This is a genomic window from Stenotrophomonas sp. STEN030 (assembly GCF_056759995.1).
On record NZ_JBRREB010000050.1, the window covers coordinates 20,999 to 33,886 of the forward strand.

Consider the following 12,888-nt stretch of genomic DNA (forward strand, 5'->3'; position numbering starts at 1 on the left):
GGGGTTGGGGTGAGGGGAGGCGGACGCAGTCCGCTTGCTCTGTGTTTTTGTTTGAGTCTCAAAAGGCAAAGGCATGCGTGCTTCGCGCGCTTCCCCTCATCCGCCCCTTCGGGGCACCCCCGCCTTCGCGGGGGCAGGCCCTTTGTTCTCCCGCAAGCGGGAGAAGGGAATAGCCGGCATGGCTTGCGCCCTCACCACTCAATGTGTCCAGCAATAACCTGCTGCACTTCACCACCAATCCAGATGTTGGACTCCGCATCCACTTCCACCCGCACCTCGCCATTGCGGCCGAGCTCGCGGCCCTGGCTGGCCAGGTACTGCTGGAAGGGTTTGATCCGCCCCTGCGCCAGCAACTGCGCGGCAACCAGTGCGTTGGCGCTGCCGGTTACCGGGTCTTCGTTGACACCCACGCCTGGAGCGAAGGCGCGCACCACATACTGGTAGCCCACATCCGGTCGGTCGGCAGGTGCATACACCGCCAGCTTGCCGCGGCCCGGCATGGCGCCGATGGCGGCCAGCTCTGGCTTGTAGCGGCGCAGGGTGGCCTCGCTGCCGGCTTCCAGCAACCACCAGTCCGGGCCGTTGTTCCACAGCTCCGGGTTGTGGCCGGGTTTGGCCAGCGCAGCCAGGCCTTCGGGCAGGGCATCGAGGGTGATGTCGCGGCGCTCTGCCTGCGGGCTGCGCACGTGGATCTGGCGGAACCAGCGGCCGCCCTGAACCCGTACTGGCAGCAGACCGGCTTTGCATTGCTGGATCAGCTGGCCATTGTCATCCGGCGTGGCCAGGCCAAGTTCCACGGCGGCCCAGGCAGCGCCGACGCTCGGGTGCCCGGCGAAGGGCAGCTCGCCCTTCGGGGTGAAGATGCGGATGTGGTAGCTGGCGCCTTCGTCCGGCGGCAGGAAGAAGATGGTCTCGGACAGGTTCAGCCAGGCGGCGATGGCCTGCAGGGCGGCATCATCCAGACCTTCGCTGTCGACGATGACACCCAGCGGGTTGCCGGTGCCAGCACGGGCGGCGAACACATCCAACTGCAGATAGCGGCGAACAGACATTGCGAATCGGTTCCAGACGACGGCTGGGCAGCTTACCAGTGCACCTGTCCGGCGATAACCGGCTGCACCTGGCCGCCTATCCAGACCGTGCCTTGCGCGTCGATTGAGATGTGTACGAGGCCATCGCGCCCGACTTCACGGCCCTGGCTGACCACGTAGCTGCCATCAGCGCCTGGCAATTGTCCGCGCTGCTGCAACCACGCGGCGATCAGCGCGTTGGCGCTGCCGGTGACCGGATCCTCGGGCACGTCGGCGGCGTCGGCCGGGCAGAATGCCCGGGTCACCAGAGAGTGGTCGGTGCCGGCTTCGGCAGCGAACACCGCGACGCCAGTCGTGCCTGTGGCATTGCTCCAGTCGCGGATTGCGGGCATGTCTGGAACCATTGCGCGGACGCTGGCGGCATCGCGGGCCGGTAGCAGCCACCAGCGAGGCCCGTTGTCCCAGAGCTCGGGGACGCAGCCGGGGACGAGCAATGCCTGCAATTGTTCAGGTACAGCACCTGGCGAGGTTGGATGCTGCTGGGCCGGTGGGCTGGCCAACAAAATGGTGGGAGCGTCTCCTGGCCCGCTTACCTGCACCGGCAGCAGCCCTGCAGCGCATTGTTGTACCAGCCGGCCGTCCTGTGGTCGCGCCAGCCCTGAGGTGACCGCTGCCCAGGCCGCGCCGACGCTTGGATGGCCGGCAAAGGGCAGTTCGCTGCTGGGGGTGAAGATCCGGATGCGGTAGCTGGCGCCCTCGTCCGGCGGCAGGAAAAAGATGGTCTCGGACAGGTTCAACCAGGCCGCGAGGGCCTGCATGGCGGCGGTGTCCAACCCCTCGCTGTCGAGGATGACGCCTAGCGGGTTTCCGCTGCCGGGGCGGGCGGCGAAGACGTCCAGTTGCAGGTAACGACGTGGGGGCATGGGTTTTGGGGTGGAGCAGGGCAGGTCAGCTTAGGCATGACCATGCGGAATGTCGCCATTCCCAATCGCCAATCCATCCCCCATTCACCCAAAGATGACCCGAATCGTTGCAAATGCTACTTTCTCCATCCCGGGAGGGAGGCCGGGCGGCGATGGTATCGCTGGTAACTCAGCCGTCCCGGCACAGCGGCCTTGGCATAGAATCGGGGGTTCCGCCCGCATTGCCGGGTCTTTCTCCCACTAGTGAATCCTCAAAGCCAATGTCTGCTTCCCCAATTGCTGATCGCTGGATCGTCCTGAAGTTCGGTGGCACCTCGGTGTCGCGTCGTCATCGCTGGAACACGATCGGTCAGTTGGCGAAAAAACGTGCGGACGAGACTGGTGGCAGGGTGCTGGTAGTGGTGTCGGCCTTGTCCGGCGTCACCAATGAATTGACCGCGATCGCTGACGGCGCCGCCGACAGCCGCGAGCGCGTGGCCGCGCTGGTCACCCGCCACAACGAATTTCTCGCCGAGCTGGAGCTGGGCGCCGAAGTCCTGGCCGAACGCCTGGCCGCGCTGCAGGCGCTGCTGGACGACCCGCGCGCGGCCAGCCGTCCGCTGGACTGGCAGGCTGAAGTGCTGGGCCAGGGCGAACTGCTGTCCTCCAGCGTTGGTGCCGCTTACCTGCGCAGCACCGGCCTCGATTTTGGTTGGATGGACGCGCGCGAATGGCTGAACGCCCTGCCGCCCGCACCCAACCAAACCGAGTGGTCGCAGCGTCTGTCGGTGAACTGCCAGTGGCAGGGTGGCGGCGACTTCAAGCAGCGTTTCTCTGCGCAGCCGACCCGCATGCTGATCAGCCAGGGCTTCATCGCCCGCCACGGCGACGGTGGCACCGCCATCCTCGGTCGCGGTGGTTCGGATACCTCGGCCGCTTATTTCGGTGCACTGCTCGGCGCCAGCCGCGTTGAAATCTGGACCGATGTGCCGGGCATGTTCAGCGCCAATCCCAAGGACGTGCCCGACGCACGCCTGCTGACCCGCCTGGATTATTACGAGGCGCAGGAAATCGCAACCACCGGCGCCAAGGTGCTGCACCCGCGCTCGATCAAGCCCTGTCGCGATGCCGGCGTGCCGATGGCCATCCTCGATACCGAGCGTCCGCATATGCCGGGCACCAGCATCGACGGCGCCGCCGAGCCGGTGCCGGGCGTCAAGGCAATCAGCCGCCGCAACGGCATCGTGCTGATCTCGATGGAAGGCATCGGCATGTGGCAGCAGGTCGGCTTCCTGTCCGACGTGTTCAACCTGTTCAAGAAGCATGGCTTGTCGGTGGACCTGATCGGTTCGGCCGAGACCAACGTCACCGTGTCGCTGGACCCGTCCGAAAACCTGGTCAACACCGACGTGCTGGCCGCGTTGTCGGCCGACCTGTCGCTGATCTGCAAGGTCAAGGTGATCGTGCCGTGCGCCGCCATTACCCTGGTTGGCCGTGGCATGCGCTCGCTGCTGTACAAGCTCTCCGACGTGTGGGCCACGTTCGGCAAAGAGCGCGTGCACATGATTTCGCAGTCCTCCAACGACTTGAACCTGACCTTCGTGATCGACGAGGCGGATGCGGATGGGCTGTTGCCTATCCTGCACGTCGAACTGATCGACAGCGGCGCGATGCCGGTTTACGAAGAGCAGGTGTTCGGCCCGCGCTGGCGCGAAATCATCGGCAGCATCCGCCCGCGGCAGACGCCGTGGTGGCAGGCACCGGCCAAGCAGAAGAAGCTGCTGGAACTGGCCGCACAAGGTACGCCGGCCTATATCTACGATCTGGACAAGGTGCGCGAGCGCGCCCGCCAGTTGAAGGCGATTCCGGCGATCGACCGCCGTTTCTACGCGATCAAGGCCAACTCGCATCCTGAGATCCTGCGCACGCTTGCAGCCGAAGGTTTCGGTCTGGAATGTGTATCGCAGGGCGAAGTGGAGCTGGTGTTCGCCTCGGTGCCGGGTATCACCCCGGAGCGCGTGCTGTTCACCCCAAGCTTCGCGCCGATCAACGAGTACCAGGCAGTGCTGGCGCTGGGCGTCAATGTCACCGTCGATAACGTCGAGCTGCTGAAGCATTGGCCGGAAGTGTTCCGTGGCCGCTCCTTGTGGCTGCGTATCGACCTGGGTCACGGCGATGGTCACCACAAGAAGGTGAACACCGGCGGCAAGGACTCCAAGTTCGGCCTGTCCGCGCTGCGGGTGGACGAGTTCATTGCCGCCGCCCGCGCGCTGGATATCCGTATCACCGGCGTGCACGCGCATCTGGGCAGCGGCATCGAAAACAGTGGCCACTGGAAGCAGATGGTCGATGAAATGGCCGGCTTTGCGCGCCGCATCGGCAGTGTCGAGATCCTCGATATCGGCGGCGGCTTGCCGGTGCCGTACAGCGATGATGACGAACCGTTTGATCTGGAAGCCTGGGCGGCTGGCCTGGCCGACATCAAGGCAGTGCACCCGGCCTTCCAACTGGCGATCGAGCCGGGCCGCTTCATGGTTGCCGAGTCCGGCGTGCTGCTGACCCATGCCACCCAGGTGGTGGAGAAGGACGGCGTGCGTCGCGTTGGCCTGGATGCCGGCATGAATGCTTTGCTGCGCCCAGCGCTGTACGACGCCTGGCACGACATCGCCAACCTGTCGCGTCTGGATGCAGAGCGCGATGTCGATTTCAGCGTGGTCGGCCCGATCTGCGAATCCAGCGATGTGTTTGCCGAGCGGGTGAAGTTGCCAGCGGCGACCGCACCGGGCGATGTGATGGTCATCGCCGATGCTGGCGCTTATGGTTTCAGCATGGCCAGTACCTATAACCAACGCGCCTTGCCGCGCGAGGACGTCATTGATGATGTGCAATGACGTCTGTTTGCTGCGAAAACCTTTGTCGTCCGTTGCGCGCTGACGCGCTACGGCCAGTTTGATTTCCGGATACGCCATGACAGCTTTTGATAAAGACCAGGTTTCCCGTTTCCGCTTCGTCCGCTGCGATTTCGCCGCGGACACCGGTGTGGCGCGGCTGGTATACGCCTTCGATGACGGTCCGGAGTTGACCGAAACCGTCACCGTGCCTGGCGCGCCGTTCCAGTTGGACGACGAACGCGCGGCGGCGGTGCAACGCGCCCTGCAGCTGCTGCACCTGATTGCAGGTGTCAGCTACTACAAGGTAGCGGTGCCGGCGCAGGTAAGCATCGACAGCTACGCCATCGACGCGGCCACCGCCGAGTTGGTGGAAACGGTGTACTTCAACGGCCTGGGCGAGTTCGCCTATCGCAACGGTCTGAATCTGCGCGACAGGTTCAAGCTCCCCGCTAACCTCCCCTCGCCCGTTTACGGGAGAGGGGCAGGGGGTGAGGGCGCTTCTGCTCCTGAACTTGGTCTGGCCCACCACGCCCTCGTAGCCATCGGCGGCGGCAAGGACTCCCTTGTCAGCATCGAAGCCCTGCGCAACGCTGGCGTCGCCGAAACCGTCACCTGGATCGGCGGCTCGCAGCTGATCCGTGCCTGCGCCGAGCGCACCGGCCTGCCGACCCTCAACATCGGTCGCACGCTGGCGCCGGAGCTGTTCGAGCTCAATCGCCAGGGCGCATGGAACGGCCATATCCCGGTTACTGCGGTGAACTCGGCGATCATGGTGTTGGCTGCGGTGGTGCAGGGCGTCGATCAAGTGGTGTTCTCCAACGAACGCTCGGCCAGCTACGGCAGCCAGATCGCCGGTACCGGTGAAGTGAACCACCAGTGGTCCAAGGGCTGGGCCTTCGAGAAGGCGTTCGGCGAATACGTGCAGCAGTACATCGCCGCCGATCTGAATTACTACTCGTTGCTGCGTCCGCTGTCGGAACTGGCGGTCGCCCGCCAATTTGCCAAGACCGATTTCTACGACGCGCATTTCTCCAGCTGCAACCGTAACTTCCACATCCTCGGCGAGCGCCCGGTGAACCGCTGGTGCGGCGTCTGCCCGAAGTGCCACTTCGTGTTCCTGGCGCTGGCCCCGTTCATGCCGAAGATCCGCTTGGTGCGCATCTTCGGTCGCAACCTGTTGGACGATATGGAACAGGCTGGCGGTTACGACGCGTTGCTTGAATTCCAGGATCACAAACCGTTCGAGTGCGTGGGCGAGGGCAAGGAGTCGCGCGCTGCAATGGCGACCTTGGCATCGCGTCCGGATTGGAAGGAAGATGTGCTGGTCAAGCGCTTCGCCAACCTGATCCAGCCGACGCTGGCGGCGGACGAACTGCAGATTGAACCGTTGCTGGTATTTGATGGCGAGCACCGCATCCCGGCAGCACTGTGGGAGCGTCTGCGTGCGAATTTCGCAGCTTGAAGGCAAGCGGGTCGCGCTGTGGGGTTGGGGGCGTGAGGGCCGCGCGGCCTATCACGCGCTGCGTGATCGGGAATGGGGAATCAGCGGCGATTCGCAGGAGCGGTTTCCTGCGCGTCTGACCGTGCTGTGTTCGGCTTCCGAAGCAGAAGAAATTCTGGCGTTGGGCGATACGCATCTACGCGTTGAAACCGAGCTCAGTGGCGAGCTGCTGGCTTCGTTCGAAGTGGTGATCAAGTCGCCGGGCATCAGTCCGTACAAGCCCGAGGCACAGCATGCCTTGGCGCAGGGCACGCAGTTCATCGGCGGCACCTCGCTGTGGTTCAGCGAGCACGCCGATGCCGATGGCACGCTGCCGAACACGGTCTGCGTGACCGGCACCAAGGGCAAGAGCACGACCACCTCGCTGCTGGCGCATCTGCTGCGTGCGGCCGGGCATCGCACCGGTTTGATCGGCAATATCGGTCTGCCGCTGCTGGAGGCATTGGACCCGCAGCCGGCACCGGACTACTGGGCGGTGGAGCTGTCCAGCTACCAGACCGGCGAAGTCGCCCGCAGCGGTACGCGGCCGGACGTCGCCATCGTGTTGAACATCTTTCCGGAACACCTGGATTGGCACGGCAGCGAGCAGCGCTACATCGACGACAAGCTGTCGTTGGTGACCGGTGGCCATCCGCGCGTCGCCGTGCTGAATGCAGCGGACGAACACCTGCGCGCGCTGCAGCTGCCGCACAGCCAGATCGTCTGGTTCAACCAGCCCGAAGGCTGGCATATGGTCGGCGAAGTCGTGCATCGCGGTAATCAAGCGGTGTTCGATACCTCGAACACGCCGCTGCCCGGCCGCCACAACCGCGGCAACCTGTGCGCGGTGCTGGCCGCGCTGGAGGCGCTCGGTCTGGATGCGGTTGCCTTGGCACCTGCGGTACAGAGTTTCCGGCCGTTGCCGAACCGCCTGCAGCTGCTGGGCGAACGCGATGGCCTGCGTTGGGTGAATGATTCGATCAGCACCACGCCGCACGCATCGCTGGCCGCCTTGGATTGTTTCGCCGGGCAGCGCATTGCCTTGCTGGTCGGCGGGCACGATCGCGGCGTGGACTGGCAGGACTTCGCCGAGCACATGCGCGACAACGCGCCGGTCGAAATCGTGACCATGGGCAACAACGGTCCACGCATCAATACGCTGCTCGCGCCACTGGCCGAGGTGGGCGGTTTTGGCCTGCATGCCGCGACCGATCTGCCGCATGCAGTGGAATTGGCGCGTGCCGCGCTGGGCGGGCAGGGCGGGGTAGTACTGCTGTCGCCGGGCGCGCCGAGCTTTGGTGCCTACAAGGACTATGTGGCGCGCGGACGGCACTTCGCCGAGCTGGCCGGTTTCGACCCGGACAGCATCAGTGCGATTCCGGGTATCGGCATCCTGTAAGGCCTTGGCCGAGGCCGAGGTGGCGCTGACTGTCAGTCGGCGCCGCCCACCACCTCCAGATCACTCATCTTCGTCGGTGAAAGCGTAACCGCCATCGATCAGCTGCTGCAGATAGGCATCGAAGCTGGGCGCGATCACCGCATAGCTGTCCGGGTCGTGCAGATAGCGCACGACCTGGCCACTAGTGCCGCCGTCAGCAGGATCAAAATCCAGATACAGCATCGAAGTGCCGCCGTTGTTCATGCAGTGCGAGAAGCACAGGCGTTTGCTCATCGGCACGTCGGCATCGACGCCGGCACCAAGAATCTCCGGCTCATCGTCCAGCCATTCTTCGTAGATGGAACGGATGCTGTCGTCCCACTGCGCGCTGTCCTCGAAGATCTGTTGTACCGAACGCAGGTAGTAGGGATAGCTGCCGTCGCCGACGTCCGAGCCAAGCATCAGCACGTTGACCTCACCTTGCGGGTAGTCCCGGTAGTGGCTGCCATCCACCTGTGCCAGCAGCTCCAGCAGGCTTGCCGGTACCTGCGGCCACTGTCGCTGCAGGCGTTGCAGGTCGGACTGGCTTGCGCCTTCTACCCAGCGCCACATCGGGGTATCGTCTGCTGGCAGGCGCGGCACAAGGCCGGAAAGGAAGGTCTCGACAAGGCTCATATGCAGCTGGATGCGTGGGGGATGTATATCCAAGCACACCTGCGTAACGCCGCCAATGCACAATGCGCCACGGGAGGTGCGATATCGACTTGATGCCCTCCGTCCTCTTCTCAGGAGCGCAGGCATGAACAAGTGGCGATGGGCTGCAGTGACGATGTTGGGGCTGGCGGCGACGCCTGCATGGGCTGCAATGAAGACGCAGCCGCTGGAGTGGCAGCACGACGGCACCACCTTCAGTGGCGTGCTGGTCTACGACGATGACGGCGATGCGCGCCGACCGGGCGTGGTGATGGTGCCGAACTGGCGCGGCGTCAATGCCTCGGCGATTGCCAAGGCCGAGCAGATTGCCGGCGATGACTATGTGGTACTGGTTGCCGATGTCTACGGCAAGAACGTGCGGCCCAAGGACAATGATGCGGCCGCTGCTGCTTCCAAACCCTTGCGAGATGACCGGAGCCTGCTACGCGCCCGCGCAGCTGCGGCGTTGGATGCCTTGAAGGCGCAGGCGGGCAAAGTGCCGCTGGACACCCGGCACATTGCTGCCGTGGGTTTCTGCTTCGGCGGCACAACCGTGCTGGAAATGGCCCGCGCTGGCCTGCCTTTGGCGGGTGTGGTGAGCTTGCACGGTGGCTTGTCTACCCCAACTCCGGCCGCAGCCGGCAGCGGCAAGGTGCCGATCCTGGTGCTCAATGGCGCGGCTGATCGCGGTGTAACCGCCGAGGACATCGCCAACTTCGGCAGCGAGATGGATTCAGCCAAGGCCGACTGGCAGTTCGTCAATTTCAGCGGCGCGGTGCATTGCTTCGCCGAGTCCGACGCCAACAGCCCACCGGGTTGCCTGTACGACCCACGCGCCGCCAAGCGCGCCTGGAAGATGATGGACAACTTCCTGGAAGAGCGGCTAGGGGACTAATGCTTTTGGTAGTGCCGAGCCATGCTCGGCAGGGGCTTCACCAGCAATCTCAAAGCGGTAGTGCCGAGCCATGCTCGGCAGAGGCTTCACCAGCAAAGCATCAGGTTGCAGGTTGCAGGTTTGTGGGAGCGGCATAAGCCGCGAAGCTGACCATCTGTCAGATCGCGGCAAATGCTGTCCCCACGGGATGCGGCAATGGTGGTCGGTGTTCGGCGACGCCGGGAACAACTGTGGCTTCGCGGCTTACGCCGCTCCTACAAGGGCGCCCGGCTCTGCGCCGCCGCTATCGCCCCGCTGATTGCCGCCCGTGCCTGCGGGCTGTTACGCCAGCAGCTGCTGCCCAGCATTGCCGAGGCCTGGCTGACGACATCGCCGGTTTCGGCTTTGGCCAGCTGCTGCAGGGAATGAAACCCCAACTGCTCCAGCCGGGCCACCACGGTGGTACCGACCCCTTTCACCGCCAACAGCACGGCGCGTTCGTCCTCGTTGAACTGCTGCAGTCCCGCCATCGCGATCAGTGGCTGCGTTCGATGGCGTAACGGGCCAGACCGCGCAGGGCGGCAACGGCTTCGGTTTCCGGCAGGCCGTCCAGCGCTTGTTCGGCCGCGTTGGCGTACTCAACGGCGCGCTTGCGGCTGTATTCCAATCCACCAGTGGCGTGGATCGCGGCCAATACTTCCGGCATGGCGCTGGCATCGCCGTCCTGCACGATCTCGCGCAGGCGGTTGCGGACCACTTCCTCCGAGTGCGCCATGGCATGGATCAGCGGCAGGGTAGCCTTGCCTTCGGCCAGATCGTCGCCCAGGTTCTTGCCCAGTTCGTCGGCATTGGCGGAGTAGTCCAGCACATCGTCGGCGATCTGGAAGGCATAGCCCAGGTGCATGCCGTAGTCGTAGAGCTTCTGCTGCACGGCCTCGTCGGCACCGGTGGCCAGCGCGCCCAGGCGGGTGCCGGCGGCGAACAGTACCGCGGTCTTGCGCTCGATAACGCGCAGGTAGGCGGCTTCGTCAGTGTCCGGGTTATGCACGTGCAGCAGCTGCAGCACTTCGCCTTCGGCGATGCGGTTGGTGGTGTCGGCCAGGATCTGCATCACCGCCATGCGCTCCAGCTCGACCATCAGCTGGAAGCTGCGCGAGTACAGGAAGTCACCGACCAGCACGCTGGGGGCGTTGCCCCACAAGGCATTGGCGGTGCTGCGGCCACGGCGCAGGTCGGATTCGTCGACCACGTCGTCGTGCAGCAGGGTGGAGGTGTGGATGAACTCGATGATCGCCGCCAGTTGGTGGTGCTCGGGACCGGCGCCGCCGACCGCATGGCCGGCCAGCATCACCAGCATCGGCCGCAGGCGCTTGCCGCCGGCCGAGACGATGTGGTCGGCGATCTGGTTGATCAGCACCACGTCCGAGGACAGGCGGCGACGGATCAGGGCATCGACGGCAGCCATGTCCGCTGCGGCAAGGGTCTGGATGGCAGGCAGGCCCAGCGCGGGGCGGATATGTTCAGCGATGCTCATAGGAAGACTTCAGGGGGTACCACCGGGATTATAGGCGGTGTGGGCGCAGGCGGCCCGTCGGGGGCGAAAACCGAACAGAAACGGGCCTTTGCGCAGTGAATACGTATGCAAGCAGCACCGCCGGCAAAGCACCAACGCTAAGCTGGCCGGCATACATTTCGCGGCCCTGAAACAGGGGCTCTGAGGCCCGTAGGGGGGCGTTCGATGTCCAAGACTCCATGGTGGCGCGGTGCCGTCATCTACCAGATTTACCCGCGCAGCTACCTGGACACCAATGGCGACGGCGTCGGCGACCTGCCGGGCATCATCGATCGCCTGGAGTACGTGGCCTCGCTGGGCGTGGATGCGATCTGGGTGTCGCCGTTCTTCAAGTCGCCGATGGCTGATTTCGGCTACGACATTGCTGATTACCGCGATGTGGACCCGCTGTTCGGCAATCTGGCCGATTTCGACCGCTTGCTGGCCAAGGCGCATGCGCTGGGCCTGAAGGTGATGATCGACCAGGTGTTCAGCCATACCTCGGTAGACCACGCCTGGTTCAAGGAAAGCCGGGAGAGTCGCGACAATCCCAAGGCCGATTGGTATGTGTGGGCCGATGCGCGCGATGACGGCAGCCCGCCGAACAATTGGCTGTCAATCTTCGGTGGCGTGGCCTGGCAGTGGGAGCCACGGCGTCGGCAGTATTTCCTGCACAACTTCCTCGCTTCGCAGCCGGACCTGGATTTCCATAATCCGGAGGTGCAGCAGGCGACGCTGGATTACGTGAAGTTCTGGCTCGACCGTGGCGTGGATGGCTTCCGTCTGGATTCGATCAACTTCTGCTTCCATGACGCGCAGCTGCGCGACAACCCGCCGAAACCCGAAAGCGAGCGTATTGGCCGTGGTTTCAGCCCGGACAATCCGTATGCGTTCCAGTACCACTACTACAACAACACCCGGCCGGAGAACATTGGCTTCCTTGAGCGCCTGCGTGCCTTGCTGGACCAGTACCCGCAGGCGGTGACGCTGGGCGAAATCTCGTCGGAAGATTCGCTGGCGACTACCGCCGAGTACACCGCGCCGGGCCGCCTGCACATGGGCTATAGCTTCGAGCTGCTGGTGGATGATTACAGCGCGGCCTACATCCGCGGCACCGTCGAGCGGCTGGAAGCGGCAATGGGCGAGTCCTGGCCGTGCTGGGCGGTATCGAACCATGACGTGCAGCGTGCGGTGACGCGTTGGGGGGGCCATCCGGCCAAGCCGTCGCTGGCGAAGATGCTGGCTGCGTTGGTGTGCTCGCTGCGTGGTTCGGTGTGCATCTATCAGGGTGAAGAGCTGGGCTTGGGCGAAGCGGACGTGCCGTTCGAGGCGCTGCAGGATCCGTATGGCATCACCTTCTGGCCGAATTTCAAGGGGCGCGACGGCTGCCGCACGCCGATGCCGTGGACTGATGGCGCATTGGCTGGGTTTACCACTGGCAAGCCATGGTTGCCGATTCCCGCCGAACATCAGGCTTTGTCGGTGCAGCTGCAGGAAGTGAATGGCGATTCGGTGCTCCACGCATTCCGCAGCTTCCTGAGCTGGCGCAAAGCGCATCCGGCCCTGGTCGAGGGTTCGATTCGCTTCCTGGACAGTGCTGAGCCGGTGTTACTGTTCGAACGCCAGGCGGGCGATGAGAGCTTGTTGCTAGCCTTCAATCTGTCGGGCGAGGCCGTGCGGCATGCGTTACCGGCAGGTGAGTGGCAGGCTTTGGCGCTGCCGGGTCCGGTCGCGGGTGCTGTAGAGGCTGGTGAACTGGTACTGCCTGGGCACGCGGTGTATTGCGCGCGTCGTAGCTGATTTTTGTTGCTCTCTCTTTTGTGCGGGCGGAGATAGCATCTCCGCCTTTTTTTTTGGCTTTGACTTTTGCTAAAGCCCCTCTCCCGCCTGCGGGAGAGGGGTTGGGGTGAGGGCGCTTTTAAAAGCAAGCCAAAGCCAAAGCCAAAGCCAAAGCCAAAGCTCCCCCCATCCGCCCTACGGGCACCTTCCCCCGCAGGCGGGAGAAGGGAAAGCTAGGAGCTAAGAGCTAAGAGCTAAGAGCTAAGAGCTAAGAGCTAAGAGCTAAGAGCTAAGAGCTAAGAGCTAAG

General features: G+C 64.2%; 10 protein-coding genes. 5 read left to right on the forward strand and 5 right to left on the reverse strand.

Translation table 11 applies throughout. The features are described 5' to 3' along the window. Positions 1–191: 191 nt before the first annotated feature. Positions 192–1,052 (reverse strand): PhzF family phenazine biosynthesis protein, encoded by an 861-nt coding sequence (locus ACVOLR_RS15990; RefSeq protein WP_481537315.1) that lies wholly within the window; start codon positions 1,050–1,052, stop codon positions 192–194. Between the two features lie 32 nt (positions 1,053–1,084). Beyond that, on the reverse strand, positions 1,085–1,954 hold the full coding sequence (locus ACVOLR_RS15995) for a PhzF family phenazine biosynthesis protein (RefSeq protein ID WP_481537316.1): 870 nt from the start codon (positions 1,952–1,954) through the stop codon (positions 1,085–1,087). A gap of 260 nt (positions 1,955–2,214) precedes the next feature. Between ACVOLR_RS15995 and ACVOLR_RS16000 the strand changes: the two genes are divergently transcribed. The 3 genes from ACVOLR_RS16000 to murD all read left to right on the forward strand — a co-directional run bounded on the left by ACVOLR_RS16000 (position 2,215) and on the right by murD (position 7,703). Continuing rightward, positions 2,215–4,824, forward strand: a complete 2,610-nt coding sequence (locus ACVOLR_RS16000) for a bifunctional aspartate kinase/diaminopimelate decarboxylase (protein ID WP_481537317.1) — start codon at positions 2,215–2,217, stop codon at positions 4,822–4,824. Positions 4,825–4,900: 76 nt separating this feature from the next. Then, positions 4,901–6,286, forward strand: coding sequence for a UDP-N-acetyl-alpha-D-muramoyl-L-alanyl-L-glutamate epimerase (gene murL, locus ACVOLR_RS16005; protein ID WP_481537318.1), 1,386 nt, complete (start codon positions 4,901–4,903; stop codon positions 6,284–6,286). Next, positions 6,267–7,703: a UDP-N-acetylmuramoyl-L-alanine--D-glutamate ligase gene (gene murD, locus ACVOLR_RS16010; protein ID WP_481537319.1), complete on the forward strand. Its 1,437-nt coding sequence runs from the start codon at positions 6,267–6,269 to the stop codon at positions 7,701–7,703. Before murL ends, murD begins: the two co-directional genes overlap by 20 nt. 60 nt (positions 7,704–7,763) lie before the next feature. Here murD and ACVOLR_RS16015 read toward each other — a convergent pair whose 3' ends face one another. Further along, positions 7,764–8,357 carry an SMI1/KNR4 family protein gene (locus tag ACVOLR_RS16015; RefSeq protein ID WP_481537324.1) on the reverse strand — a complete coding sequence of 198 codons (594 nt, stop codon included), beginning with the start codon at positions 8,355–8,357 and terminating at the stop codon, positions 7,764–7,766. A gap of 124 nt (positions 8,358–8,481) precedes the next feature. Here ACVOLR_RS16015 and ACVOLR_RS16020 point away from each other — a divergent pair, with 124 nt between their 5' ends. Further along, positions 8,482–9,270 carry a dienelactone hydrolase family protein gene (locus tag ACVOLR_RS16020; protein ID WP_481537320.1) on the forward strand — a complete coding sequence of 263 codons (789 nt, stop codon included), beginning with the start codon at positions 8,482–8,484 and terminating at the stop codon, positions 9,268–9,270. A 254-nt stretch (positions 9,271–9,524) separates the two neighbouring features. Here ACVOLR_RS16020 and ACVOLR_RS16025 read toward each other — a convergent pair whose 3' ends face one another. Both ACVOLR_RS16025 and ACVOLR_RS16030 read right to left on the reverse strand, forming a co-directional pair. Then, positions 9,525–9,779, reverse strand: a complete 255-nt coding sequence (locus tag ACVOLR_RS16025; RefSeq protein ID WP_481537321.1) for a helix-hairpin-helix domain-containing protein — start codon at positions 9,777–9,779, stop codon at positions 9,525–9,527. Positions 9,780–9,784: 5 nt separating this feature from the next. Next, a complete protein-coding gene (locus ACVOLR_RS16030; protein ID WP_481537322.1) occupies positions 9,785–10,783 on the reverse strand; it encodes a polyprenyl synthetase family protein in 999 nt (332 codons plus the stop codon). Between the two features lie 204 nt (positions 10,784–10,987). On the opposite strand from ACVOLR_RS16030, the gene ACVOLR_RS16035 reads away from it, so the two are divergent. Further along, positions 10,988–12,601 (forward strand): alpha-glucosidase, encoded by a 1,614-nt coding sequence (locus tag ACVOLR_RS16035; protein ID WP_481537323.1) that lies wholly within the window; start codon positions 10,988–10,990, stop codon positions 12,599–12,601. Positions 12,602–12,888 lie beyond the last annotated feature (287 nt).

Excerpts from the sequence above, each read along its gene's own strand:
- ACVOLR_RS15990 (WP_481537315.1), bottom strand. The coding sequence starts at position 1,052 with ATGTCTGTTCGCCGCTATCTGCAGTTGGATGTGTTCGCCGCCCGTGCT.
- ACVOLR_RS15995 (WP_481537316.1), bottom strand. The coding sequence starts at position 1,954 with ATGCCCCCACGTCGTTACCTGCAACTGGACGTCTTCGCCGCCCGCCCC.
- ACVOLR_RS16000 (WP_481537317.1), top strand. The coding sequence starts at position 2,215 with ATGTCTGCTTCCCCAATTGCTGATCGCTGGATCGTCCTGAAGTTCGGT.
- murL (WP_481537318.1), top strand. The coding sequence starts at position 4,901 with ATGACAGCTTTTGATAAAGACCAGGTTTCCCGTTTCCGCTTCGTCCGC.
- ACVOLR_RS16015 (WP_481537324.1), bottom strand. The coding sequence starts at position 8,357 with ATGAGCCTTGTCGAGACCTTCCTTTCCGGCCTTGTGCCGCGCCTGCCA.
- ACVOLR_RS16020 (WP_481537320.1), top strand. The coding sequence starts at position 8,482 with ATGAACAAGTGGCGATGGGCTGCAGTGACGATGTTGGGGCTGGCGGCG.
- ACVOLR_RS16025 (WP_481537321.1), bottom strand. The coding sequence starts at position 9,779 with ATGGCGGGACTGCAGCAGTTCAACGAGGACGAACGCGCCGTGCTGTTG.
- ACVOLR_RS16030 (WP_481537322.1), bottom strand. The coding sequence starts at position 10,783 with ATGAGCATCGCTGAACATATCCGCCCCGCGCTGGGCCTGCCTGCCATC.
- ACVOLR_RS16035 (WP_481537323.1), top strand. The coding sequence starts at position 10,988 with ATGTCCAAGACTCCATGGTGGCGCGGTGCCGTCATCTACCAGATTTAC.